This is a genomic window from Butyrivibrio sp. FCS006 (genome assembly GCF_000424525.1).
Classification (GTDB): Bacteria; Bacillota; Clostridia; order Lachnospirales; family Lachnospiraceae; genus Butyrivibrio.
On record NZ_KE384203.1, the window covers coordinates 480,819 to 505,292 of the forward strand.

The following is a 24,474-nucleotide window of genomic DNA, read 5'->3' on the forward strand; positions in this document are numbered from 1 at the left end:
AGACATTCGTTAACCTCTTTTCTGTAAGTAGTCGTTAATTACCGGTTAATCAATTACTCGTCAAAAGACTCTTCAGCGTCCTCAAATGACTCATCAGAATCAAAATCATCTACCTGCTCATCTTCGAGTTCGCCTTCATCGTTGAAACTCTGTTTTGTAAAGCCGTTAGCTTCAAATGACTCCTGCTTGTAATCGCGTCCTGATGTATCGCCTTCAATCTCGTAGCGGTAATCAGAATCTGTGTAATCAACGCTCTCCATGATCTCTACCTCAGTATTGTCCTCGCGAAGAACCTTGATATCCAGACCAAGTGACTGGAGCTCTTTCAAAAGAACCTTGAATGACTCAGGCACGCCTGGCTCAGGGATGTTGTCTCCCTTGATGATTGCTTCGTAAGTCTTAACACGACCGATAACATCGTCAGACTTAACTGTAAGGATTTCCTGAAGTGTATAAGCTGCACCGTAAGCCTCAAGTGCCCAAACTTCCATCTCTCCGAAACGCTGTCCACCGAACTGAGCTTTTCCACCCAAAGGCTGCTGTGTTACCAGTGAGTAAGGACCTGTTGAACGAGCGTGGATCTTATCGTCAACGAGGTGGTGGAGCTTAAGGTAATGCATGTGTCCGATTGTTGTAGGGCTGTCAAACTTCTGTCCGGTTCTACCGTCGCGAAGCTGTACCTTTCCGTCTGATCTGATCGGAACGCCCTTCCAAAGCTCTCTGTGATCTCTGTTATCTGACAGATACTGCATGATCTCAGGATCTACAAGATCTTTGTATTTAGCTTCGAACTCTTCCCATGTGCTGTTAACGTAATCGTTAGCAAGCTCAAGAGTATCCTGAATATCTATCTCGTTTGCACCGTCGAAAATAGGTGTTGCGATGTTAAATCCAAGTGCCTTGGCAGCAAGTGAAAGGTGAATCTCCAGGACCTGTCCGATATTCATACGGGAAGGAACGCCCAGAGGATTAAGCACGATATCAAGTGGTCTGCCGTTAGGAAGATATGGCATATCCTCTATAGGAAGAACTCTTGAAACGACACCCTTGTTACCGTGACGACCGGCCATCTTATCACCTACAGAGATCTTTCTCTTCTGTGCGATATAGATTCTGACTGCCTGGTTTACACCGGGTGAAAGCTCATCACCGTTCTCTCTTGTGAATACCTTGGCATCAACTACGATACCGTACTCACCGTGAGGAACCTTAAGGGATGTATCCCTTACTTCTCTTGCCTTCTCACCGAAGATAGCACGAAGGAGTCTCTCCTCAGCTGTAAGCTCTGTCTCTCCCTTAGGAGTAACCTTACCAACAAGGATATCACCGGCACGAACCTCAGCACCGATACGAATGATACCACGATCATCAAGATCCTTAAGGGCATCATCACCTACACCGGGAACGTCACGTGTGATCTCTTCCGGTCCGAGCTTAGTCTCACGGGCCTCTGCCTCGTACTCTTCAATATGTACAGATGTAAATACATCGTCTCTTACAAGTCTCTCTGAAAGAAGAACAGCATCCTCGTAGTTGTAACCTTCCCAAGTCATGAATCCGATGAGAGGGTTCTTACCAAGACCAAGTTCTCCCTGTGATGTTGAAGGACCATCAGCGATAACCTGACCGGCCTCAACATGGTCGCCCTTGAAGACGATAGGTCTCTGATTGTAGCAGTTACTCTGGTTTGATCTCTGGAACTTAATGAGGTGGAACTCTTCCTTCTCACCGTCATCGTAAGTCATCTGGATGAGCTTACTGTCTACGAAATCAACAGTTCCGGCCTTTCTTGCAACAACGCAAACGCCTGAGTCAACTGCTGCCTTTCTCTCCATACCTGTTCCAACCGCAGGAGCCTCTGTTGTTAAAAGAGGTACTGCCTGACGCTGCATGTTTGATCCCATCAGCGCACGGTTAGCATCGTCGTTCTCAAGGAACGGGATAAGTGCTGTAGCAACTGAGAATACCATACGAGGTGATACGTCCATGTACTCGAACATTGTCTTAGGATACTCAGAAGTCTCATCCTTATATCTTCCTGATACAGTCTTCTTCTTGAAGTGTCCTTCCTCATCAAGAGGTGTGTTCGCCTGAGCTACATGGTAGTTATCCTCTTCGTCAGCAGTAAGGTACTCAACCTCATCTGTTACTCTTGGATTCTCAGGATCTGACATATCTACCTTACGATAAGGTGCCTCAACAAATCCGTAGTCGTTAACTCTTGCATAGCTTGCAAGTGAGTTGATAAGACCGATGTTAGGACCTTCAGGTGTCTCGATAGGGCACATACGTCCATAGTGTGTATAGTGAACGTCTCGAACCTCGAATCCGGCTCTGTCTCTTGAAAGACCGCCAGGTCCCAAAGCTGAAAGACGTCTCTTGTGAGTCAGCTCACCAAGAGGGTTGTTCTGATCCATGAACTGAGACAGCTGTGATGAACCAAAGAACTCTTTTACAGCAGCCTGTACAGGCTTGATGTTGATAAGAGTCTGAGGTGAGATCTCCTCAGTGTCATGTGTTGTCATTCTCTCACGAACAACTCTCTCAAGTCTTGAAAGACCGATACGATACTGATTCTGTAAAAGCTCACCTACGCAGCGGATACGTCTGTTGCCCAGGTGGTCGATGTCATCATCGTTACCGATTCCATACTCAAGATGAATATTATAGTTAATGGAAGCAATAATATCTTCCTTAGTGATGTGCTTAGGAATAAGCTCGTGTACACGCTTCTTGATGGTCTCAGCAAGACCCTCAGGATCATTCTTAACTGTGTACTCCTCAAGGATTTCCTTAAGAACAGGATAGTAAACGTTCTCAGTAATTCCGAGCTGCTCAGGATCACACTCGATGAAGTGTGTGATGTCTACCATCATATTAGAAAGAACCTTAACGTTTCTCTCCTCTTCCTGAAGGATTACATAAGGAATAGCCGCATCCTGGATCTCAGTTGCAAGGGCACGGTCAACCTTTGTGCCTGCAGCAGCGATCATCTCGCCTGTTGTCTCATCAACAACGTCCTCAGCGAGAACATGTCCGTTGATACGGTTCTTGAAGTGAAGCTTCTTATTGAACTTATATCTTCCTACCTTAGCAAGGTCATATCTTCTTGGATCGAAGAACATTGCTGTGATAAGGCTCTCAGCGCTCTCTACTGAAAGAGGCTCGCCGGGACGGATTTTTCTGTACAGCTCAAGAAGACCACTCTGGTAATCGGTTGAAGAATCCTTGGAGAAACTTCCCTGAATCTTGGGCTCATCGCCAAAGAGTTCAAGAATCTCCTCGTTTGTTCCGATTCCAAGCGCTCTGATAAGAACGGTTACAGGAACCTTTCTTGTTCTGTCTACTCTTGCATAGAAGACATCGTTAGGATCGGTCTCATACTCAAGCCATGCACCTCTGTTAGGAATAACTGTGCAAGCCATGAGCTCTTTTCCGATCTTATCGTATGTAATATCGTAATAGATACCGGGTGAACGTACGAGCTGGCTGACAATAACACGCTCAGCACCGTTGATAACGAAAGTTCCGGTAGCTGTCATGAGAGGCAGGTCACCCATGAAAATCTCATGCTCTGTGATCTCGTCCTTCTCCTTGTTGTGAAGACGAACTTTAACCTTCAATGGAGCTGCGAATGTAGCGTCTCGCTCTTTACACTTCTCGATAGTGTTCTTGTTCTTATCGATTTCATCCTCGCAAAGCTTAAAATCGACAAATTCCAGACTGAGCTTCCCACTGTAGTCCTCAATAGGAGAAATATCGTCGAAGACTTCCTTTAAGCCTTCGTCGAGGAACCACTGATAAGAGTTCTTCTGAACTTCGATCAGGTTAGGCATCTCCAGGACTTCCTTCTGGCGCTGGAAACTCATTCGTAAGTTTTTACCAGAGCCGGTAGGATGTAATCTGTTTTTTTCCATTGACATTCACCCCGTTCTTTAATATTTTAAGTGATTAAATGAGTCACCTTAATAAGCGCACTAAAAAAATGCGCAAAAAGACCCACTTCACCACAATAGTGCATTGTCCATTATACGTCTAGCAGAAAATGATGTCAAGAACTTTTTGCAACAAAAAAGGGACGGATTAAAAATCCGTCCCTGATACATCTTAGAATATAGCCCGAATTACTTAAGAGTAACCTTTGCACCCTCAGCCTCAAGCTTAGCCTTGATGTCATCAGCCTCTGCCTTAGAAGCGTTCTCCTTAACCATCTTAGGAGCTCCATCAACGAGATCCTTTGCTTCCTTAAGTCCAAGACCTGTAAGCTCACGAACAACCTTGATAACCTTAACCTTGTTAGGTCCAACCTCTGTAAGCTCTACGTTGAACTCTGTCTTCTCCTCACCAGCTGCTGCTGCGCCAGCTCCTGCTGCTGCAACTACAACGCCTGCTGCTGCAGATACGCCAAACTCTTCCTCGCAAGCCTTTACAAGATCGTTAAGCTCGAGAACTGTAAGCTCTTTGATAGCATCGATAAATTCTGCTGTTGTTAACTTTGCCATTATATTTTCCTCCATATAATTTGTAATTTTCAATAAATAATTTCAGTTTACTGCAACGAGTAAATTACTCTGCTGCAGGTGCTTCTGCTGCTTCAGCTGCTGGAGCCTCTGCTGCAGGTGCCTCTGCTGTCTCAGCAGGAGCTGCCTCTTCTGCAGGAGCAGGTGCTGCTTCCTCTGCAGGAGCTGCCTCGCCACCTTTCTCTGCGATCTGATTGATAACGCGAGCGAAGTTTGCGATAGGTGACTGCATAGAACCAAGCAATCTTGAAAGAAGAACTTCCTTTGAAGGAATAGCTGCGATCTCAGACATAGCTGCTGCATCATAGAACTTTCCTTCGATTACACCACCCTTAATCTCAAGAGCCTTTGCCTTCTTAGCAAACTCATAGAGTACACGAGCAGGTGCTGCTGGATCTGACTCTGATACAGCCATTGCTGAAGGTCCGTTAAGAAGATCCTTGAGCTGCTCGAAATCAGTTCCCTGGAAAGCGAAGTTCATCATTGTGTTCTTGTACACCTTGTATGTTACGCCTTCTTCACGAAGCTTCTTACGAAGCTCTGTGTCCTGCGCAACAGTAAGTCCGCGGTGATCTACAAGTACGACTGCCTGAGCGTCTTTGATCTTCTCAGAGATCTCATTTACTACAGGCTGCTTCAATTCAACCTTTGCCATTTTTTTACCTCCTTATAGAATTTACCGCCGAAAAAACCTCTCGAAGACATCGAGAGGCAAAAAGTCTGAATTAAACTTTTCCTCGGCAGGCGTTTACACTTTACGTTCCACATAGTATTCATGCGGAACACCTGCTGTCTTCGGCATGGCGTCTTTTTGACGACCTTGAATAAAATATCATAAAAGAACAATAATGTCAAGCATTTTATCGTATTTATTTGGGACTGATATAACCATTGTAATCTATATGTATCCCGGGTGACATGGCAGCCATCTCATTTATGATCCTGTCATGCTCTGAACCTGTAGCTTCAGTAACCGTACATCCGCTCTGCAGTGCAGGAACAAACTGCAGGTTAACTGCTCCGTCTTTATGCAGTGTTGTGATTATCATACAGGAATCAAGCGTCTTGGAGTTAAAGATGTAATTGCCCATACTGTAAACAACAGGAACACCGTCAACATAATCAATCTTCTGAAGTACATGCGGATGCGAACCGATGATCAGGTTGGCTCCGGCATCAGCAATCTCTTTTGCCTGATCCCTCTGGAGATAATCAATCTCACTTGTACTCTCGGTTCCCCAGTGAATGAACACTATAACATAGGCACTCTTTTCTCTAGCCTCACGTATCCTCTCCAGTAAAAGAGCATCGTTCATGCATCTGAATACTCCGGCAGAATCCTCAGTTGCCGGTTTGGTGTCCGGATAGTCGTTTCTCTCAATCTGAGTGGCACTTATGATTGCAATCTTCATTCCGTTACTTGTTATATAGTAGACCGGATGAGATGCCTCATCTATGTTATTGCCTGCTCCCGAATATACGATTCCCGCATTTGACAAGGTAGCCATGGTATCAAGGAAAGCCTGCTCACCGTAGTCATATGCATGGTTATTGGCCAGTCCCACAATATCAACGCCCATTGTTCCGAGTATTGCAGATGTCTCCGGTGCAGCCCTGAAGGTATAAGTCTTGCCCTCAGTAGGTGATCCACCATTAGAATATGGAAACTCGTTGTTGACCATCATGATGTCAACGCCGCGCATCTTCTCAAGAAGACTCTGCCCAACAACTCCTTCTGCCGTATTACCGGCTCTCCTGAAAGCATCACCCACTGCATAGTTAGGATCAAAAAGAATGTCTCCGGCAAAGCCGATGGTTACTGTTTCCGGATCCGCTGTACCTATAACATGTGTGTAGTCTTCATCCCCTTCATATATGATCGCAGCTCTCTTGGCAGATTCCTCATCTGTGATTGCAGCATTCTCAGCTCTTCCTGCCTCAGGGATTGCTTCCCACTTGGTTGCAAAAAGACCTTTCTGATACTTTTCATTTGAATACTTGAAATTACCAAAGATCAAAAGCGCAGGTATTCCGACTACCAGGATCGTAGAAAAAGTCAATAAGAAAGCCACTGTCTGTGGCTTTTTAAGAAAATCTTTTATATTAATCTTGTCAGTCCAGCTGTCCTGATCATAAAACCCTTTTCTCATAAGAGCATTATACCACAACATATTGTGGCATTCAAAGTCTATACACACAAAAAAGCGGACCACCGAATCGGTAGTCCGCCATTTCACATGTTTTATGCTGCGAAAGGATTAATATCTGTTAGATACAACCTTTACGCCAGGGCCCATTGTTGTTGCAAGAGTAATGCTCTTGAGGTACTGACCCTTAACAGATGAAGGTCTAGCCTTTGTGATAGCATCCATAAGAGCGTTGAAGTTCTGCTCAAGCTGCTCCTCTGTGAAAGATGCCTTTCCTACAGGAACGTGGATGATGTTAGCCTTGTCAAGTCTGTACTCAATCTTACCAGCCTTGATATCAGCGATAGCCTTAGCTACGTCCATTGTAACTGTACCAGCCTTAGGGTTAGGCATAAGACCCTTAGGTCCAAGTACCTTACCAAGACGTCCTACAACGCCCATCATGTCAGGTGTTGCAACTACAACGTCGAAATCAAGCCATCCTTCGTTCTGGATCTTAGGAATAAGCTCCTCGCCACCAACGTGGTCTGCACCAGCAGCCTGTGCCTCGTCAAGCTTTGTTCCCTTAGCGAAAACAAGAACCTTTACTTCCTTACCTGTTCCGTTAGGAAGAACTACAGCTCCTCTGATCTGCTGATCAGCGTGACGTGAATCACAACCTGTTCTGATGTGAGCTTCTACTGTCTCATCAAACTTTGCAGTAGCTGTCTTCTTAACAAGAGAGATAGCTTCTGCAGCTTCATACTGCTGAGTCTTGTCAACAAGCTTAGCAGCTTCTACGTATTTCTTTCCGTGTTTCATCTCTCATCCTCCATCAGTCTTCTACTACGATTCCCATGCTGCGAGCTGTTCCAGCGATCATGCTCATAGCGCCCTCAATGTCAACTGCATTAAGGTCAGGCATCTTGGTCTCTGCAATCTTTCTAACATCTTCCTTAGAAACGGTTGCAACCTTTGTCTTGTTAGGAACTCCTGATCCCTTCTGGATCTTAGCTGCCTTCTTAAGAAGAACTGCTGCAGGTGGAGTCTTTGTGATGAATGTGAAACTTCTGTCTGCATAAACTGTGATAACAACAGGGATGATAACGTCACCCTTATCTGCTGTCTGTGCGTTGAACTGCTTTGTGAATTCAACGATGTTTACACCATGCTGACCAAGAGCTGGTCCAACTGGTGGTGCTGGTGTTGCTTTACCAGCCTGGATCTGTAACTTAATATATCCTTCGACTTTCTTTGCCATTCTGGCACCTCCTGAAAATATGTGGTCGGCGCAGGATCCTCGCGATGTAGCTACGTGCGAATGCACGGCGGGTCTGCTCCCACTCAGTGGATTGTAACTATATATTCAAGCGCTCAGCGCCTAAATACCATTATGAATCGATTTTCCTTACTTCTGCAAAGCTGATCTCTACAGGTGTCTCACGGCCAAACAGATCAACATTGATTGTAGCTGTCTGCTTACCGAAATCCATTCTCTGAACAACTCCGGCAGTATCCTTCCAAACACCGGCAATAACTGCGATCTCATCGCCAACACCGAAGTCAACGGCGATAGTGTTCTTGGTATTGATTCCAAGGTTCTTGATCTCAGCATCTGTAAGTGGAACGGGCTTGGATCCCGGTCCTACGAAACCTGTAACGCCACGTGTATTACGGACAACATACCATGTCTCGTCGTTCATATCCATGTTAACAAGGACATATCCGGGGAACATCTTTCTCTGAACGTTCTTGCGAGCGCCATTCTTGACCTCTACAACATCCTGAAGAGGTACTCTTACCTCAAGGATCTGACTCTGAAGATGTCTGTTCTCTATGGTCTTCTCAAGGTTAGCCTTAACCTTGTTCTCATATCCGGAATATGTATGAACAACATACCAGTGAGCATTCTCGTTCTCAGTAGCGCTCTCAGCTTCTGCCATCTGACCTTCTGAAACCTCAGCATCTGATAATACCTCATCAGATACCACTTCGACAGAATCCTCTGCTACTTGCTCGAGACTCTTTTCCATTTCTTCTGACATATTATCTCCTTCTGATTAGAAAACGGATGTAATAAAATTCATTCCATATTCAAAAGCATAATCGAGTAAAGCAATCAGAGCACAGGCAATGACTGAAACAACAACTACTGCTGTTGTCTGCTTGATAACATCATCCCTTGTAGGCCATATGATCCTTGCAAACTCTGCCTTTACACCCTTAAAAAAAGTACCGATCTTGGACTGTTCCATATCGTAGTCTCCCTCCTATTCAAGGATGAAATTACTTTGTTTCCTTATGTAAAGTATGCTTCTTGCAGAAAGGGCAATACTTCTTCATTTCAACACGATCGGGATGTGTCTTCTTATCCTTAGTTGTGTCGTAGTTACGATTCTTGCAATCTGTGCATGCTAATGTGATTCTTGTACGCATTATTCCACCTCCGCGCGTTTATAAATTGTCTAATTTTGCGCATAAAAAAAAGACATAAATCTCTTGTCGCTTGTCTAATATAACATAGACATTTCTCCGCGTCAACACATTTTTATTGTTATTTATACACTATTTCTCTCTGGCATAAAAAGCTCACCAAAAACAGTACGCAGTCCACAGGAATTTTTACAACAAACTCCGGTGATGCAGGAATAAGTCCATGGAAGAAACTTACCAGCGCTCCGCTTAAAAGCATTATGCATACTGCCAGGATGGCATACTTGACCGCAGCCCACAGTCCGTTAGTTCTGCTCTTAAAAACAACCTTATAGTTAATAAGGAAATTATAGACAGCAGAAATCACTCTGGCCATTATGGTTGCCAGCATAATATAGTCAAAAGGCAAAGACCTGCCACGCATCATTCCGCAGAATATTGTAAACAGCGCAATATCCACAACGCTTGATGAGAGTGACGAGAACAGGAACTTGAAAAAGATCGCATAGATCCTTACTGAATCCACGATCGGATTAAAGTGACTGGATTTGTTTTCTTCTAAATATATAGTAGAAATAGGAACCTCTACGATCTTAATGCCAAGGCTCTTTGTGGCCAGCAGCATATTTGTCTCAAACTCAAACCTGTCGCCTTTTTCTGTCAAAAGATATTTCATAAACTCCGAAGATATTCCCCGCAGCCCTGTCTGTGTATCGCTTATGCTCAGACCTGTAAGCAGCTTCATAACCCTGCTGGTGGTCTTGTTTCCAAACACCGATCTGGCAGGAATTCCGGACTCATCAAAATTGCGCACGCCGAGTACCAGGCTCTTCGGATCCTGTGTCAGCGCATCCATGCACTTCTTTATATCAGGTGCTGTATGCTGTCCGTCAGAATCTGCAGTGATAACGCCCAGCATATCCTCAAACTCATTCAGGCAGTATTCAAAGGCTGTCTTAAGGGCCCTGCCTTTTCCTCTGTTGACCTCATGTTCAAGAACAATGGCGCCTCTATTTTTTACTTCATCAAATATGCGTCCATAGGTCTCTCTATCGGATCCGTCGTTAACTACCACAATAGGAGAAAACCCTGCTGATACAAGGTTGTCCATAAGACCTATCAGTTTATCATCCGGCTCATATGCCGGTATAACAATGGGTATGATCTTTCCCATCAATTACCTGCTCCTTCAATTTCATATACTACACCCGGCTCGAACTCTCCACCCGGAACAAGTTCTGAAAACAGGTCATAAGCCGCATTATCTTTATCTTCAACATAAAAATATGAAACGTGGCTTTGCAGCATCTTCTGCCTTATAGTATCTGACGTATCCTCTTCTGTCAAAAATACATCATATACCATAGCCGTCGGAGATGCTTCTTTACTTATATAAGTATTGTGAACCCAGTAGTACTCATGTCCATCCCTGAAGACCAAAACTCTCTTTCCCCAGTATGCCTTATCGGAGACTGCTTCTACAAGCTCTTTCCCATCCTCTCCTACCATGTCGGAATTATAAGCAACATTATCGGCAATCTGAGCTTTATATCCCCAGAGGTACTTCGCTATTCCGCTGTAGTCGGCACACAGCAGAACAAAGAGTGCGCAAGCAATACCAAATATGGCAAACTGCTTCTTCCCGCTCTTAGCCCTTAGTCTGTTAAAAGCAACCCCCACAAGGAAATAGATGCTTCCCAAAGTAAAGGGTGCGCAGTATCTTGCTATGGATATTCCCATGGCGTAGGCATCCAGATACTGATCCTCTGTCTGGAACAGCGATATGTGAGCCATGAACACGATTCCGTAAGCCAGGATTCCTGTTATAAGGGTGAAAAGAGCTATCTTCCTTATCTCACTCTTTCCAAGAAGGGAGAGTAAATACATCCCGATGATCACGCCAAAGATAATAAGCACCGCTGCTCCCGTAGAAAGGTCAATGGTCTGATTATAATCCGAATGCATCGGCTGGAACATGAAGCCTTCGGCAAAGTACCTCATCTTATCAAAGGTGTTGTCCGGGGCTGTATAGGTTCCGGAAGTAGCCATTCTGATGCCCGCTCCCGTGAGTTTGGCAACCCTTCTGTTTATGAGACAGAACAAGAGCCAGCTTCCGTAGGATGCTCCGGCAAACAATACCGACAGCCACATGAGCTTATCTTTGTTCGCCATTAAAACATAGAAAATCAGTACAAACAGCGCCCACTCAATTCCAACGGATTTAGTCAAAAGAAGTACTGCCGTAAAAAGACCTATCCTTATATAATAAAAGCCTTTGCCATGTCCGGCCTGATCATATATTGAAAGAAGCAAAGCCCCATATACAATGGCCATTACTATATCCGCAGGTGTTCCGTAGTATATGATTCCGTTGAACACTCCGGGGAACAGCGCAGTGCATGCAAATGCAAACACCTTAAGAAGCGCCTTGTACCGGCTCTTCATATCTGCAGCTTCTATGGCAGCCTCAGCACGAGCCAGCATTGGCAAAAGAAATATCAGACACAGCGCAAAGTATCCGAGAAACTGAAGGCTCTCCGTATACTCTTTTCCTCCCAGCTGCAAAAACAGCCACTTGGCCAGAGAAGGAATGGGCGGATAGTCACCGAACTCCGGCGAGACATTTCCGTACTTACCGGGAAAGCCATTTAGGAAAAAGAGCTGCTTGGCATCAGATGACCAGTAATTTATGTCATCCCACCAGGTAAACACCTGCTGCCTTGTCATGAAGCCCACAAAGGCAGTTACTGCGCCGGCGCAGATAACTCCGGGATCTGCCAGGAGTTTGCCGTACTCCGAAAGCTCTTTTACCATAGGAAACTTACTCCTGCGGCTGTCGATCATCATGCGGACCAGCACATAAACTATGGCTATCGCAGATACGAAAGCTATGGCCTTCAGCCCTCTGAAGAAAGCCAGAAGATACATAATCATCAGAAGTCCGGCAAAAGAGACTGCCAGTGTATCCAAGATATTCTCTTTATATACTCTCGCCATTCTTGCAGAAACAAGAAGAAGCGCAATAATCACGATCCAAAACATTACTTTGTTCCACCTGCTCTAAAATTTCACTTATCTCATAATAATATATTAATTATTAACTTTCTATAAAATCGTATGAAATCTTCTTCATTATTGTTGACATTTGACTTGCTTTTAGTATGATAAGGGTAACTAAACGTGGCTAAATATGCCCTCGTGCGACAGATACCAAAGGATTGGTAGAGTGAAGGACTCGTACGTATATCAAGGAAGAAAGGAGGGGCATTATGGCAGGCATTTCTTTAAGTGGTGCTTACAACCACTTCATACAAGACTACGTGTCTAAAGATGTTACACAGGCCGACGCGCATCGTAAAGATGAGCTTAGGGATGTGTATAAGTCGATTGCAAAAATCAACAAGAAGTCCCCTCTTTATCTACTTACAGATGATGACGTATCGAGAAACGATGCGATTGATATAAAAGAAAAAGCAAGACAGCTTCAGGGAAGTATCAAGAGGCTTAGTGATCATGAGGATAAATCTTCTCTCAATCACTCTTCGGCCTATACCACCGATGAAGATAAGGTTTCCGCAAACTATATCGGCAAGACTCCGGAACAGGATATCGGAGCCATCGGTTTTGACATAGAAGCCACGCAGATGGCAAGCAGCCAGGTAAACAGAGGACATCTTATCCCGAAGGATTCCACCGGTCTTAAGCCTGACAATTACGCATTTGATGTCAGGATAAACGGGCAGGAGTTTGAATTCCAGTTCAGCATTTACAACACCGACACCAACATAGATGTGCAAAAGAAATTAGAGACCCTGGTCAATAAGGCAAACATCGGACTTAGCGCCAGCATCATAGAAGATGGTAACCGATCGGCACTTGAGATACAGTCAAGCCACACGGGTCTAAAGCCCGGACAGCTCAGCCAGTTCGAGATCTACGAATCAGAAAGTGGTCTGGCGAAGGGCTCGGTTGATTTCCTTGGACTTGATAAAGTCGCGGAACCGGCTAAGAACGCACACTTTACGCTAAACGGCGAAGAAAAAGTTTCAGTATCCAATCACTTCACCGTCGGCGGTAAATTTGATATAACGCTTCACGAGCTCACTGAGCGCGGAAGTCCCATCCACGTAGGTATCAAGAAGGACAACGAAGCCCTGATGCAGCACGTGGTATCGCTGATAGATAATTACAACAACTTTATCGAAGACGCTACGGGAATATCCGATGATAAATTCAAGGGATCAAAGCTCCGTGCCGAAGTCATAGGCATAGCGCAGCAGCACCTGAGTAACGTTGAAGATATAGGCGTTAAGCTCGAGGGTAACGGCTCTCTTTCGATAGACGACGAGCTGCTCAAACAGGCAGTATCGGGAAGCAGCAATATGGAATCCTTAGAGCCTATCAACAGATTCGCGGATGCTCTGATAGAGAAGACAAAAGACATATCGGTTGACCCTATGAAGTACGTAGACAGGCCGGTTGTTAACTACAGAAATCCCGATAACCGTGATTACTCATCGCCGTACATAACCAGTGAGTATTCCGGTATGATGTTCAACAATTATTGTTAAGCGCTGGAGGCAGCGCTTAAGTCTCCCCGCTGCAGAGGGGAAGACTTGAAATAATATAGCTGCAGGTGAACGTTACTGCAGCAAAAAGTCCCCGGGTCTTAAAGACCCGGGGGCTTTTTTATTTACCTTTTTCTCAGACTGATCTGCTCATATCCAGAGCTTCACGGATTATCTGATCCATGTTGTAGTACTTGTACTGTCCAAGTCTTCCGCCGAAGTAAACATCACTGAAGTCATCAGCAAGCTCTTTATACTTAGCATAGAGTTCGTTGTTCTTGGCATCGTTCATTGGATAGTAAGGCTCATCGCCGTGCTTCCAGTCGGCAGGATACTCTCTTGTGATAATAGTTCCCTTACCTGTTCCGTACTCAAAGTGCTTGTGCTCGATTATTCTTGTAAACGGAACCTGCCTCTCGGTGTAGTTTACAACCGCATTGCCCTGATAGTTGTCAACCTCGGGAAGGTCTTCTGTCTCAAACTTAAGAGACCTGTACTCAAGAGTTCCGAGCTTGTAGCCAAAGAATTCATCTATCATGCCTGTGAAGACGATCTTGTCAAAGCTATCTCCCTCACAGGAAGTAAACGGCTTAACAGGAAGTCCGTCTTCAAGCTTCATGAATTTGTAATAGTCTGTATTTGTCTTAACCTCTATTCCGTCAAGGATTCTGTCCACCAGAGCTGTGTAGCCCCCGATCGGGATTCCCTGGTAGCGGTCATTGAAGTAGTTGTTGTCATAGATAAATCTCATGGGGAGACGTTTGATGATAAATGCCGGAAGTTCCTTGCAGTCTCTTCCCCACTGCTTCTCGGTGTAGCCCTTTACTAGCTTTTCGTAGATGTCACGTCCTGCAAGGCTAAGAGCCTGTTCTTCAAGGTTTTCTGCCTCAAACTCAGTTGTACCTTTCTCGCTCTTTATGCGCTCCTTCTCTTTCTCTGCCTGGGCATTTATTATCTCTTTTGCCTCATCGGGAGTCCTGATGCCCCACATCTTGCTGAAGGTATTCATGTTAAAGGGAAGGTTGTAGAGCTCATCCTTATAAACCGCCACAGGGCTGTTGATATAGTTGTTGAACTCAGCAAAATCATTTACATAGTCCCAGACTTCCTTGTCAGAAGTGTGGAAGATATGCGCACCGTACTTGTGAACATTGATGCCCATTCTGTTCTCGGTGTAAACATTTCCGCCGATGTGTCCTCTTCTATCTATCACAAGGACCTTTCTGCCCTTGTCCTTCATCTGTCTTGCAAAGACAGCTCCAAACAATCCTGCGCCTACTACCAGATAATCATAATGCATAAAAATTCCTCCAAAATGAAAAAGACTCCTTGACTATTATGCCAAAGAGTCTCATTTGTTTCAATAAGGAACTTACGCCTCGCTGGCGCTCACCGTAAGACGTTCGAACCAGGCTCGAAAGTACCTCACCAGGTTCTCTCAGCTCACTCTGCCTGATACTTGTCAAGCTGTGAGAAATCCCCCATCATGTCCAGGATCTTCTTTCTTCCTGCCTTGTTGAGCTTCACATACTGCTGCATTACACGGTTCTCGACGATCTTCTTGCCAAGGTCTGTGCCCTGCTCAAGTGTTGAGAAGTCAACCGGATTCAGATTCAGACGATCACACATTTTGATCACTGTTCCGTAAGCCATCCCCTCAATCCCCCTATCTAATGCTGTTACAAGTGTACTGTATGGAATAGACATATCTATTGCAAACTGTCTAACACTTTTATACTGTGAAAGAATTTCTCTTTTAAGAATTTCAGCCTTTGTCATGTCGCTACCTCCTATGATATTTTTTTCTTGCGAAATCTCTTTCTTTTTGCAATCAATAGAATAACACATAGACGTTTTTTCGTCATTCACTTTTTAGGGGAATTTTCCCATAAATTTTTATACAGTTTACCCACTGATTTTTGGCATTTTAACGAAATTGCCATCTGCCACAAGAATTTACGAAAGTGTTCACACTTTTTTCACAATTCGTTGATACAATAAAAGACTTTTTAACGTCTACGCGTCAATGCCACATCCATTCTGAAATGATAAATTTTCTAAATGTAAACGAAAAAACAAACAGCACAAAAGGCTGTTTGTTTGCTATATTACACACTATTATGTTTGTTTTTTGGTAAGCCCATGTAGCCTAAGTTATTGTGTTTCCTGAACTTCGCTGATTCTATTGGTCAAAAATGCCATAACCTCATTGTAGATATCTTTCGGAATACTATAAACTTTATGCACATTTCCTGCACATTCTATGTCTAAAGAGCCCATTTTACGCCTAATTGACACTATTTCTTTATACTGAAGAACCTCTTTTTTGAACTTATCCTCAGGACTGAATTCACATCTCTCGGAAAAGAGCCTCAGAACCCCCTCTTTAAAGCCGCTGGTGGCATTAAATTCATACTCCGGATCGTCATCTCCCAGCATGACGTCAAAGGTCTTCTTCCCATCTGTGGATTCCATCACAGGCTTTGTGATCATTATCCCGGCACGTCCCTTTCCGCCATGCTCTGCATCTGAAATCTTAACCTGCTGAACATTGGTCTCTATAAGGCCTGAGAGGCTGTTAAAGTACGGTCTTATCACATAGTCACTGTTAACGGGAAGTGATATGGTCTTACTTCTGATCTTCTGTCTGAACTTAAGTGAATGAAAGCCCGCGTCCAAAGCAATATAAATGCTCTCACCTGCCTTGACCTCATACATCTGGCGGTCATCAACAAATACCATCATAAGAGCATCTTCACTCTCCCTCTGACCTACGCACTGGACCTCAATTATATAGCTCTTTCCCTGCGCAAAAAGTTCCTCTCCGCAGAGCGGACAGAATCTGATGTTCATATTCATGTTTTGTGGCAACGCCTTTTTGCATTTTGGACAGATCACTTTTCATCCTCCTGATCATTGCCTATATGTATCCCGCCTTCCCTCAGCATCTCGCCAATCCTTGCCTTGTTCACAAACAAGGTCTCGGCCAGAACCACGTCAAAGGAATGGCTCTTCCAGGGAAGTCTTACGGTATTTAGTTCACCGTAAACAACATCATCAGTCATATACCTTGCGATACCTGCTTCAAAGGAAGTCCTGCAGACACCGGCAACAAAAACGCCGGGGCACTGACTCTTTATGTATGAAGCTGTGGCACCAAAACCACAGGTAAAATCCAAAACCTTAAGATAACCCTTTCTCTCTTTTGCCAGCTCTATCACTGCATCTGCAGCCTCGAACCACGGCAGCGAATATCCCCAGATATCAAAGCCCCACTTATCGATAAATCTCTGCCTGCCTTCTTCCATTCCCTTAGATGCGCCAAAAGAGCCGTTTCCGCCGTTGTGGTAGATAAAGCTGTTCTTGCAAAGATACTGGTTAAATCCGGCTCTTGCAAGGCGGATTCCAAGATCGTCATCCTCAAAATAAGCAGGTGAAAATGCTTCGTCAAATACCTGTCCGTCAGCTGCAATGCTGCCTACTGCATCTCTGGATAACAAAAGCGCAAATCCCGTGAGGCGAAATCTCTTTATATACGGGAGATGTTTAGGAACACCGTTCTTTCTGGCATACTTCCTGAAGATCTCCACAGCCTCTTTATAGGGAGGTCTTTCATCCCAAAGGTCATTAGCGTCAATCTCCTGCAGGGAAGCGCTGTTGGAAAAAGCACTGCAAGCTCCGACATCTCTGCTGTCATAAAGTCCCATCCTTAAGAAAAACAGAGAGTTCTGCATGAGCACTGCATCGTTATTTAAAAAGAAAATGTCATTGTCCTTGTTACAAGCTGCAGCTCCGATATTGCAGCCCTTGGGAAATCCCACGTTTTCTTCGTTCTCTATCAGAATAAACGGGTAATCGGCACTATCTCTTTTCTCCCTGAGATACTCTCTTACGCCTTCCTGTGTTGATGCATTGTCCACCACCACAATTTCATAGGTTCCTGTGGGGCAGAAATCCTCAACGGACTTAATGCAGTCCTTCATGATCTCCAGATCGTTGTAAGAAAGGATCATGATGCTGGTATTTCGAACTCTCACAGAGGGCGTACACTTAAGGTCCGACAGTGTATCAAGGATAACCTCCCTGTCCGCCTCATCGTCGCAGTAAAAGGCCGCCATCTCCATACAAAGATATGCCTGATCGATATTCAGATTAAGATAATAGAGCCCCAGCATGTAAAAGAGCTCGTAGTCTCCGGGATTGTAAGAAAGCCCCCTTGCGATGGCATCAAACTCAGCCTGGCTGTCGCTTAATACCTCCCACAAAGAAGCTTCCAGAATGCACAATTTGGCAGCCTCATCGGGAGTTCTCTCATCGATATGAAAAAACTCCTCCTGAAACTCATATAAGGCCTCATTGTACTCGCCATTTGATATCAGTTCTGTAAGCTTGTCAAACATATCCTGTAATTTCCCGGGTGCAAAACGACATAACTTCTTACAATAATGATATCATACTTAACGTTTTATTGTACATGAATAGTGGACTGACACTCTGAAAATGCGTCCTGACACTCATCATCCTCCGCTCTCTGAAAAGTGACGGTGAAGGTCCTGTACTTAGATAAAAGCATATATACAGTCTGATAGATCTTCTCCTGATCCGCAGCCTGAAAACTTGCTTCTATCTTGTAACCCGGATAGCCGTCAATAGTTATCTTGTCAAAAGAGCTGACGGAATATCCCACATCTTCACCATATTCACTGTTATAAGCAGCAGCGATGGTCTCCTGATAGATATCTTTTGTAAGTTCAGTAGATTTATCGGTCACCTTGGGTTCATTGTGCTCAGCAAGGGCAGCTTTCTCCCTGTTTGTGAGCACCACATCCAGTCCGTTGTAGTATACGCTGTACTGAATGGTTGATGATTCCATAGGGTGTTCCTTATTTATGAAAAGACCTTTTTCACTTGATGGTTCAAACTGAAGCGGAACAACAAAGCTGCAGCATGTAGCTTCCTTAAGGTCTTCTTCTGCATATGCATTTACAGTATTTATACTAAGCATTGCCATAACAGTCATGGCAAGAGCCATAAACAGGCCAAGAAATCTCTTTTTCATAATATCTCCGAATATCAGTTATCTGCTGAGTCTGAACACGTCAAACCAGTATCTCTCCATGAGGTAGCTTCCCTCATTTTCAGAAGTGATCTGATACTGCTCATTCCAATCCTTCAAAATATCCTCTCTGGAATTAAAGCTTCCCAAAAACAAAACTTCTTTTCCGGCGTCCAGATAGTTGGCAATATCAATAGGATCCTCAATTGTCTCAAGTCCCGGAACCGTCTCTTTTATCAGAGCTTCAGGTTCTGCTTGGTAGAGATAAACCTTGTAATTGCCTTCTTTCTTATTCAGGTAATAGGACAAAAGCCCCTGAACGTGTTCGAAATTACTGATGACTATTGTATCACTGTTTATGCTATCAAGCATATCGAAAGTCTTCTCGATGTTGACCATACGGTATTCTTCATTGCCGATAAAGGCCTTGTAGTCTACCGCTCCCACGATGATCATAAGTACTGCAAGCAAAACTCCGGCGATCTTCCCTACAAGCTGCCCCTTTTCTCTTTTATAGACTCTGTCAATCTCTACAGAAGCCATGACAGAAATTGCGAGCCAGAAGCACCCATATGCAGGGAGCATATATCTGTTCACAAACACAGGTCTTATAAGGATTGACGCAATAAGTCCGGTCAAGACAACTAAAGGAAGTACTGAAAAAGCGAAAAGTGTATATGCATCCGTTATCTCTTTTTCCCTGATGGTTCTGAGCACGGTCCTTACCAGTAAAAATGCCACCAGAACAAATAATAAAACCGCTATCACAACTGCCAGCAGATCGTTTGTAAAATAGCCCTTAAAGAGGTGCTTGATCGCGCTGCCAAAACTCCTGATGCCGACCGGCTGTATCCAGTAGTTTGCTTTTACCGCGCCTACCTGTCTCAGCACAACCGATACCCAGGGAATGTAGGAAGCGATGGTCAGGTTAAAGGCAACGATCAGAGTAGCTGCAGCCTTGAGGCCGATCTTTCCTTCGGTCTTCTTCTTCGCAACGCGCATATAATAGACCAGCATCCAGACTATCAGAATTCCATAGATTATCCCTATGGCAAAAGCAGCATAGTAATGAGTGTAGGCTGCAGCAGTGGTGCTAAGCCACAGCATGAGACCATCTAAAATGTTCCACCCTTCTCTTCCTCTGCCCATTATGCTGTCGAGGAGACTTAGGCCATGAAGCAGAGCCATGGTCACAAACAGCATAGCCCAGCTGTACATGCGGATCTCCGTGGTGTACTCGGGCATCTGGGGCATGGTTATTATGGCAAAAGAAAATAACCCTGCCGGAAGAATACCGAAGCGCTTTCTGATGGTCGTAGCCCCGTAGATCATAAGGATAAAGAACGGAAGCACAGACACGAGCTTGGCAACGGACTCTGCCCCAAGCATAGCGCCATCGCCTGTAATCCCAAGGCTCTCACACAAAAGAATAAAAAGCCTTACAATCATGTAGTAAAAAGGCGGATGTACGTCTCTGGCCGTAAGGCTTATCAGCTCTTTTACGGGCCTTGTTGCAAACTCCATGGTAAAGAGCTCGTCATACCAGATGTCTGTGGTAAGAGATAAAGTTATGGATCTGATCAGACAATAGATCGCTGCAGCAAAGAAAATAATCCCCAGATGCTGCATCGCTGTTATCTTAGTCCTTTTTTTCATTTCTAACCTCATAAAACAACAGGCACAACACAAAAGTGCTGTGCCTGAATAATACTTAGATATTATGCCTCGTAGGAATCAATAAGTTCCAGTGAATGCTCATTGTTCATCTTGGTGCACATCTTAACAAGCTCATCAAGAGGAACGTTCTGGATCTGCTTGTTGGAGCCGCGAACGTTGATTGATACAGTGTTCTCAGCAGCTTCCTTGTCACCTACAACGATGATGTATGGATCCTTGTAGTTCTTGTACTTCTTGATCTTCTCCTTCATGTTGTTGTCGGAGTAGTCAGCCTCTACGCGGATTCCAGCATCCATGAGAGCCTTCTCAACTTTCTTGGCATACTCGTTATGCTCAACTCTGATAGGAACGATACCTACCTGATATGGGCTGAGCCAGAATGGGAATACACCCTTGAAGTTCTCGATGATGATACCAATGAATCTCTCAAGTGATCCGTAGATAGCTCTGTGGATAACGACAGGCATCTGCATTGAACCATCCTGTGCCTGGTATGTAAGTCCGAAGTTGTGAGGAAGCTGGAAGTCAAGCTGTACAGTTCCGCACTGCCACTCTCTTCCAAGAGCATCCTTGATCTGGAGGTCGATCTTAGGTCCGTAGAACGCACCGTCTCCCTCGTTGATCTCGTATCCGCCCTCGCCGTACTTCTCGTCAAGGATTTCCTTAAGGGCAGCTTCTGCTCTGTTCCAAACCTCGATGTCCCCCATGAAGTCCTCAGGTCTTGTTGAGAACTCTGCTCTGTAGGTTACACCAAATGTTGAGTAGATCTCGTCAGCGATTGCAATAACGTCTGCAATCTCTTCCTTGATCTGTGACTCCATTACGAATGTATGGTCATCATCCTGTCTGAACTCCTGAACACGGAAAAGACCGTTCATCTGTCCGCTCTTCTCCTTACGGTGAAGTACATCGTACTCACTGTATCTGATAGGGAGCTCCTTGTAGGAGTGATTGGTTCTTCTGTAGGTCATCATAGCGTTAGGACAGTTCATGGGCTTAGCAGCCATTGTGTCCTCAAGCTCACGGTTGTAGATCATTGATCCTGCAACGATCTTAACAGGCTTAGGTGTCTCATCCGCATCTCTGTAGTTCTCATAAACCTCAGGGATATCTGCGTCAGCCTTAACCATTCCCTCAAGACCGGGAACCATGAACATGTTGTTTACATAGTGAGCCCAGTGTCCGCTGATGAGCCAGAGCTTCTTGTTGTTGATAAGAGGAGCAGCAATCTCAGTGTAACCATGTCTCTCCTGTACCTCTCTTGAGTACTTAAGGAGTGCCTGATACATCTTCCATCCTCTAGGAAGCCAGTAAGGCATTCCGGGAGCTGTCTCATCGAACATGAAAAGATCAAGCTGAGCACCGATCTTCTTGTGATCTCTCTCCATTGCTTCCTGGATCATCTTGATGTGCTGCTTGAGCTCATCCTTGGTCTGGAAAGCATATACATAAATTCTTGAGAGCTGGTCTCTCTTCTCGTCTCCTCTCCAGTAAGCGCCTGAAATGCTCTTAAGCTGGTAGGAAACATTCATAAGTTCCTGTGAATTGTCTACGTGAGGTCCTCTGCAGAGGTCTACGAAATCCTCACCTGTATAGTAAACTGTAAGAGTTTCATCCTCCGGAAGATCATTTATCAGCTCTGTCTTGAACTTCTGATCCTTGAAAATCTCAAGAGCCTCGGCTCTTGTAACTTCCTTGCGTGTCCAGTCCTCTCTTCTCTTGATGATCTCTCTCATCTTGTCCTCGATGGTCTTGAAATCATCCTGGGTCACAGCCTTTGGAAGCACGAAATCATAGTAGCATCCGTCATCGATCTGTGGTCCGATCGCATACTGAACTTCCTTGCCATAGAGCTCAATAACAGCCTTGGCGAGGATGTGTGCCAACGAGTGGCGGTAAACTTCTTTAAACTCTTCTTTTGTCATTGTTTTCCCTTTCCTGCTATACCTACCGGGTACAGCCACATGTTTATTATTTATATCAAATGATCAAGCTCTGCCGTGGCACTTCTTGTACTTCTTGCCACTTCCGCAAGGGCATGGATCATTAGGATATACTTTGTTCTCTTTTCTGATGGTATGAGAAGCCTTCTCTTCCTTGTAGAGCTCTTTTCTCTTATCCTCATCAAAGATCTCCTCCCACTCAGGAAGGTTGTAAAGCCAGTCTGCTCCGGCATTTACCATGTTCTTGTAAAGGAGCTCCTTCTCAAAGCCGAGGTTAACCTCTGTATCCTCTTCCATCTCCTCGATAGGATTCTGCTCCTTAAGGCTGTCGTTGATTCCGTCAAGGAAGCCTGTCATAGTCATAACATCAATGCCAAACTTCTCAGCAAGCTCTTTTACTGTTCCCTTAACTACCTCGTCGGGATTCTTTAAAAGCTGAGCATAGATGTCTTTTTCCTTCTGAAAATAATCTGTCCAAAGTCTCTGAAGATCGCCCTTGTTGGCAGTCTCAGAATAAGCCATATCGCGCCACTGTTTTAATAATGCCATAGTTGTTTCTCCTGTTTCTAAATAATTCTCAACAAAAAAATTAATGTATGCAGTAACTCTACATACATTCAATCTATTTTAATATATTAGGCAAAATATGGCAACTATCGCATAGACAGCAGAACACTCAGCATTTATTATATATTTAATAATTATGCATAGATTGGAGAGACTTACGCATATGAACAAAATCTGGCAGAGCATAAAAAGCATAGACAAGCTCCCAAAGAGAACAGCCATGACTCTGTTTGGTGTTATCATCTGCGCCATCAGCGTCGGAATATTCAAGATTGCAGCCCTTGGCGTTGATCCATTCCAGTCCTTCATGGCAGACCTTGTCATCGGAGTTGTCATCATCTGCTTCGGCTCTGCCTTTTACATGACTGCTGACCTCGGTGTATCCACCTATGACGCTGTCGCCCTTATAATAGTCAACACCTGGAAAAAGGGAAAATTCCAGTATGTCAGGATCATCACCGATATCGTATGCGTAATCCTTGGCTGCGTGCTGTTCCTTATGGCCGGTGGCAGCATCGGACAGATTCCGACAATCGCAGGAATCGGAACCATCATCACTGCCTTTTTCATGGGCCCACTCATCGAGTTCTTTAACGTTCACATCGCAAGACCTATACTTAATAAATAAATGCGGAGGAGTTTATGAAGATCAATTTTACCAAGATGCACGGTTGTGGCAACGACTACGTTTATATTGACGGGGCAAAAGAGCTTGTTCCTCAGGATCAGAAATCGGAACTGGCCGTAAAGGTTTCAGACCGTCACTTCGGGATCGGCTCAGACGGACTTATTTTTATAAATCCCGTAGATGACCCGGATGTGGATTTTGAGATGGAGATGTACAATGCAGACGGCTCAAGATCCGAGATGTGCGGAAACGGCATAAGATGCGTAGCGAAGTTCGTTTACGACCATCGCCTGACTGACAAGAAGAGCCTCACCATAGTAAGTGCAGGGAAAAAGAAATATATCGACCTGACAGTTGATGACAATGACCTTGTCACCAAGGTAAAGGTAGACATGGGAGCTCCGATCCTCAGTGCTCCGCAGGTTCCTGTTACCGTATCTGCAGGAGGTGATAAGCTTGGCACTAACGGGCTTTCAAACATCCCTTCGGATATATGTTTTAAAGCACCTATCACTGCTGCCGGAAGAGACTGGGAAATTACCTGTGTATCCATGGGCAATCCCCATGCGGTTGTAATACTTCCTGACGACTATGATCTTGCAGGTTTTGAGATTGAGAAGTTCGGACCCGAATTTGAGAATCACCCATTCTTCCCAAATCGTACAAACACCGAATTTGTGAAGATAGATGACAGGGGCAATGTTCACATGAGAGTCTGGGAGAGAGGAACAGGCGAAACCCTTGCCTGCGGAACAGGATGCTGTGCAACAACCGTTGCCTGCATCTTAAACGGTCTTACAGACAACACTGTTAATGTACATGTACTTGGCGGAATCGTAACCTGCACCTGGAACGGAGACGGAAGCAGTCCTGTGATCATGGAAGGCCCAGGAACTACTGTATTTGAAGGAACAATTGAGATCTGATAATAATTCTTTTTGATAAACGCAGAAAAA

At 44.6% G+C, this 24,474-nt stretch carries 22 protein-coding genes and 1 other annotated feature; of the genes, 3 read left to right on the forward strand and 19 right to left on the reverse strand.

The window, feature by feature from the left end:
- Positions 1-53 precede the first annotated feature (53 nt).
- The 11 genes from rpoB to G633_RS0109415 all read right to left on the reverse strand — a co-directional run bounded on the left by rpoB (position 54) and on the right by G633_RS0109415 (position 12,121).
- Positions 54-3,917 (reverse strand): DNA-directed RNA polymerase subunit beta, encoded by a 3,864-nt coding sequence (rpoB, locus tag G633_RS0109365; protein WP_026512601.1) that lies wholly within the window; start codon positions 3,915-3,917, stop codon positions 54-56.
- Positions 3,918-4,124: 207 nt separating this feature from the next.
- Positions 4,125-4,502, reverse strand: a complete 378-nt coding sequence (gene rplL / locus G633_RS0109370; protein WP_013281756.1) for a 50S ribosomal protein L7/L12 — start codon at positions 4,500-4,502, stop codon at positions 4,125-4,127.
- Positions 4,503-4,566: 64 nt separating this feature from the next.
- On the reverse strand, positions 4,567-5,175 hold the full coding sequence (rplJ, locus tag G633_RS0109375) for a 50S ribosomal protein L10 (protein WP_026519747.1): 609 nt from the start codon (positions 5,173-5,175) through the stop codon (positions 4,567-4,569).
- 20 nt (positions 5,176-5,195) lie between these two features.
- Positions 5,196-5,337 (reverse strand) — a sequence feature (ribosomal protein L10 leader region).
- A gap of 52 nt (positions 5,338-5,389) precedes the next feature.
- Positions 5,390-6,691, reverse strand: coding sequence for a CapA family protein (locus tag G633_RS0109380; RefSeq protein WP_081664741.1), 1,302 nt, complete (start codon positions 6,689-6,691; stop codon positions 5,390-5,392).
- 87 nt (positions 6,692-6,778) lie between these two features.
- Positions 6,779-7,468, reverse strand: a complete 690-nt coding sequence (gene rplA, locus G633_RS0109385; protein WP_022765114.1) for a 50S ribosomal protein L1 — start codon at positions 7,466-7,468, stop codon at positions 6,779-6,781.
- Between the two features lie 13 nt (positions 7,469-7,481).
- The gene (gene rplK / locus G633_RS0109390) at positions 7,482-7,907 is read right to left on the reverse strand and encodes a 50S ribosomal protein L11 (protein WP_022765113.1); all 426 of its coding nucleotides are present in this window, start codon (positions 7,905-7,907) and stop codon (positions 7,482-7,484) included.
- A 130-nt stretch (positions 7,908-8,037) separates the two neighbouring features.
- Positions 8,038-8,589 carry a transcription termination/antitermination protein NusG gene (nusG, locus tag G633_RS0109395; protein WP_051154955.1) on the reverse strand — a complete coding sequence of 184 codons (552 nt, stop codon included), beginning with the start codon at positions 8,587-8,589 and terminating at the stop codon, positions 8,038-8,040.
- A gap of 117 nt (positions 8,590-8,706) precedes the next feature.
- A complete protein-coding gene (gene secE / locus G633_RS0109400; protein ID WP_022770022.1) occupies positions 8,707-8,901 on the reverse strand; it encodes a preprotein translocase subunit SecE in 195 nt (64 codons plus the stop codon).
- A 31-nt stretch (positions 8,902-8,932) separates the two neighbouring features.
- Entirely contained in the window at positions 8,933-9,082 is a 150-nt protein-coding gene (gene rpmG, locus G633_RS0109405) for a 50S ribosomal protein L33 (RefSeq protein ID WP_013281689.1), read from the reverse strand.
- Positions 9,083-9,200: 118 nt separating this feature from the next.
- Complete coding sequence (locus G633_RS0109410) at positions 9,201-10,253, reverse strand: glycosyltransferase (protein WP_035771021.1); 1,053 nt, start codon at positions 10,251-10,253, stop codon at positions 9,201-9,203.
- Positions 10,253-12,121 carry a hypothetical protein gene (locus G633_RS0109415; protein WP_026519750.1) on the reverse strand — a complete coding sequence of 623 codons (1,869 nt, stop codon included), beginning with the start codon at positions 12,119-12,121 and terminating at the stop codon, positions 10,253-10,255. The genes G633_RS0109410 and G633_RS0109415 overlap by 1 nt, the downstream gene beginning before the upstream one ends.
- A gap of 227 nt (positions 12,122-12,348) precedes the next feature.
- Between G633_RS0109415 and fliD the strand changes: the two genes are divergently transcribed.
- Positions 12,349-13,650, forward strand: a complete 1,302-nt coding sequence (gene fliD / locus G633_RS0109420) for a flagellar filament capping protein FliD (RefSeq protein WP_026519751.1) — start codon at positions 12,349-12,351, stop codon at positions 13,648-13,650.
- A gap of 133 nt (positions 13,651-13,783) precedes the next feature.
- On the opposite strand, the gene glf is transcribed toward fliD, so the two are convergent.
- The 8 genes from glf to G633_RS0109460 form a co-directional block, all read right to left on the reverse strand.
- Positions 13,784-14,947 (reverse strand): UDP-galactopyranose mutase, encoded by a 1,164-nt coding sequence (glf, locus tag G633_RS0109425; RefSeq protein ID WP_026519752.1) that lies wholly within the window; start codon positions 14,945-14,947, stop codon positions 13,784-13,786.
- Between the two features lie 143 nt (positions 14,948-15,090).
- Entirely contained in the window at positions 15,091-15,426 is a 336-nt protein-coding gene (locus tag G633_RS0109430) for a hypothetical protein (protein WP_022770028.1), read from the reverse strand.
- 375 nt (positions 15,427-15,801) lie between these two features.
- Entirely contained in the window at positions 15,802-16,506 is a 705-nt protein-coding gene (locus G633_RS0109435; RefSeq protein WP_155834936.1) for a hypothetical protein, read from the reverse strand.
- Positions 16,507-16,541: 35 nt separating this feature from the next.
- Positions 16,542-18,047 (reverse strand): glycosyltransferase, encoded by a 1,506-nt coding sequence (locus G633_RS19285; RefSeq protein WP_026519754.1) that lies wholly within the window; start codon positions 18,045-18,047, stop codon positions 16,542-16,544.
- A 65-nt stretch (positions 18,048-18,112) separates the two neighbouring features.
- Complete coding sequence (locus G633_RS0109445) at positions 18,113-18,706, reverse strand: hypothetical protein (RefSeq protein ID WP_026519755.1); 594 nt, start codon at positions 18,704-18,706, stop codon at positions 18,113-18,115.
- An 18-nt stretch (positions 18,707-18,724) separates the two neighbouring features.
- Positions 18,725-20,359 (reverse strand): hypothetical protein, encoded by a 1,635-nt coding sequence (locus G633_RS0109450; RefSeq protein ID WP_026519756.1) that lies wholly within the window; start codon positions 20,357-20,359, stop codon positions 18,725-18,727.
- Positions 20,360-20,421: 62 nt separating this feature from the next.
- Positions 20,422-22,305: a threonine--tRNA ligase gene (locus G633_RS0109455; protein WP_026519757.1), complete on the reverse strand. Its 1,884-nt coding sequence runs from the start codon at positions 22,303-22,305 to the stop codon at positions 20,422-20,424.
- Between the two features lie 63 nt (positions 22,306-22,368).
- Positions 22,369-22,872, reverse strand: coding sequence for an SEC-C metal-binding domain-containing protein (locus tag G633_RS0109460; protein WP_022770035.1), 504 nt, complete (start codon positions 22,870-22,872; stop codon positions 22,369-22,371).
- Between the two features lie 181 nt (positions 22,873-23,053).
- On the opposite strand from G633_RS0109460, the gene G633_RS0109465 reads away from it, so the two are divergent.
- Both G633_RS0109465 and dapF read left to right on the forward strand, forming a co-directional pair.
- Positions 23,054-23,518 (forward strand): hypothetical protein, encoded by a 465-nt coding sequence (locus G633_RS0109465; RefSeq protein WP_022770037.1) that lies wholly within the window; start codon positions 23,054-23,056, stop codon positions 23,516-23,518.
- 20 nt (positions 23,519-23,538) lie between these two features.
- A complete protein-coding gene (gene dapF / locus G633_RS0109470) occupies positions 23,539-24,444 on the forward strand; it encodes a diaminopimelate epimerase (protein ID WP_026519758.1) in 906 nt (301 codons plus the stop codon).
- Positions 24,445-24,474: the final 30 nt, after the last annotated feature.

Coding starts and splice junctions, on each gene's coding strand:
- nusG (WP_051154955.1), bottom strand. CDS start 8,589: ATGGCAGAAGCTGAGAGCGCTACTGAGAACGAGAATGCTCACTGGTAT.
- G633_RS0109415 (WP_026519750.1), bottom strand. CDS start 12,121: ATGTTTTGGATCGTGATTATTGCGCTTCTTCTTGTTTCTGCAAGAATG.
- G633_RS0109410 (WP_035771021.1), bottom strand. CDS start 10,253: ATGGGAAAGATCATACCCATTGTTATACCGGCATATGAGCCGGATGAT.
- glf (WP_026519752.1), bottom strand. CDS start 14,947: ATGCATTATGATTATCTGGTAGTAGGCGCAGGATTGTTTGGAGCTGTC.
- rplK (WP_022765113.1), bottom strand. CDS start 7,907: ATGGCAAAGAAAGTCGAAGGATATATTAAGTTACAGATCCAGGCTGGT.
- rplJ (WP_026519747.1), bottom strand. CDS start 5,175: ATGGCAAAGGTTGAATTGAAGCAGCCTGTAGTAAATGAGATCTCTGAG.
- rpmG (WP_013281689.1), bottom strand. CDS start 9,082: ATGCGTACAAGAATCACATTAGCATGCACAGATTGCAAGAATCGTAAC.
- fliD (WP_026519751.1), top strand. CDS start 12,349: ATGGCAGGCATTTCTTTAAGTGGTGCTTACAACCACTTCATACAAGAC.
- G633_RS0109465 (WP_022770037.1), top strand. CDS start 23,054: ATGAACAAAATCTGGCAGAGCATAAAAAGCATAGACAAGCTCCCAAAG.
- rplA (WP_022765114.1), bottom strand. CDS start 7,468: ATGAAACACGGAAAGAAATACGTAGAAGCTGCTAAGCTTGTTGACAAG.
- G633_RS0109450 (WP_026519756.1), bottom strand. CDS start 20,359: ATGAAAAAAAGGACTAAGATAACAGCGATGCAGCATCTGGGGATTATT.
- G633_RS19285 (WP_026519754.1), bottom strand. CDS start 18,047: ATGTTTGACAAGCTTACAGAACTGATATCAAATGGCGAGTACAATGAG.
- G633_RS0109455 (WP_026519757.1), bottom strand. CDS start 22,305: ATGACAAAAGAAGAGTTTAAAGAAGTTTACCGCCACTCGTTGGCACAC.
- G633_RS0109380 (WP_081664741.1), bottom strand. CDS start 6,691: ATGTTGTGGTATAATGCTCTTATGAGAAAAGGGTTTTATGATCAGGAC.
- rpoB (WP_026512601.1), bottom strand. CDS start 3,917: ATGGAAAAAAACAGATTACATCCTACCGGCTCTGGTAAAAACTTACGA.
- G633_RS0109445 (WP_026519755.1), bottom strand. CDS start 18,706: ATGAAAAAGAGATTTCTTGGCCTGTTTATGGCTCTTGCCATGACTGTT.
- G633_RS0109460 (WP_022770035.1), bottom strand. CDS start 22,872: ATGGCATTATTAAAACAGTGGCGCGATATGGCTTATTCTGAGACTGCC.
- rplL (WP_013281756.1), bottom strand. CDS start 4,502: ATGGCAAAGTTAACAACAGCAGAATTTATCGATGCTATCAAAGAGCTT.
- secE (WP_022770022.1), bottom strand. CDS start 8,901: ATGGAACAGTCCAAGATCGGTACTTTTTTTAAGGGTGTAAAGGCAGAG.
- G633_RS0109435 (WP_155834936.1), bottom strand. CDS start 16,506: ATGAATATGAACATCAGATTCTGTCCGCTCTGCGGAGAGGAACTTTTT.
- G633_RS0109430 (WP_022770028.1), bottom strand. CDS start 15,426: ATGACAAAGGCTGAAATTCTTAAAAGAGAAATTCTTTCACAGTATAAA.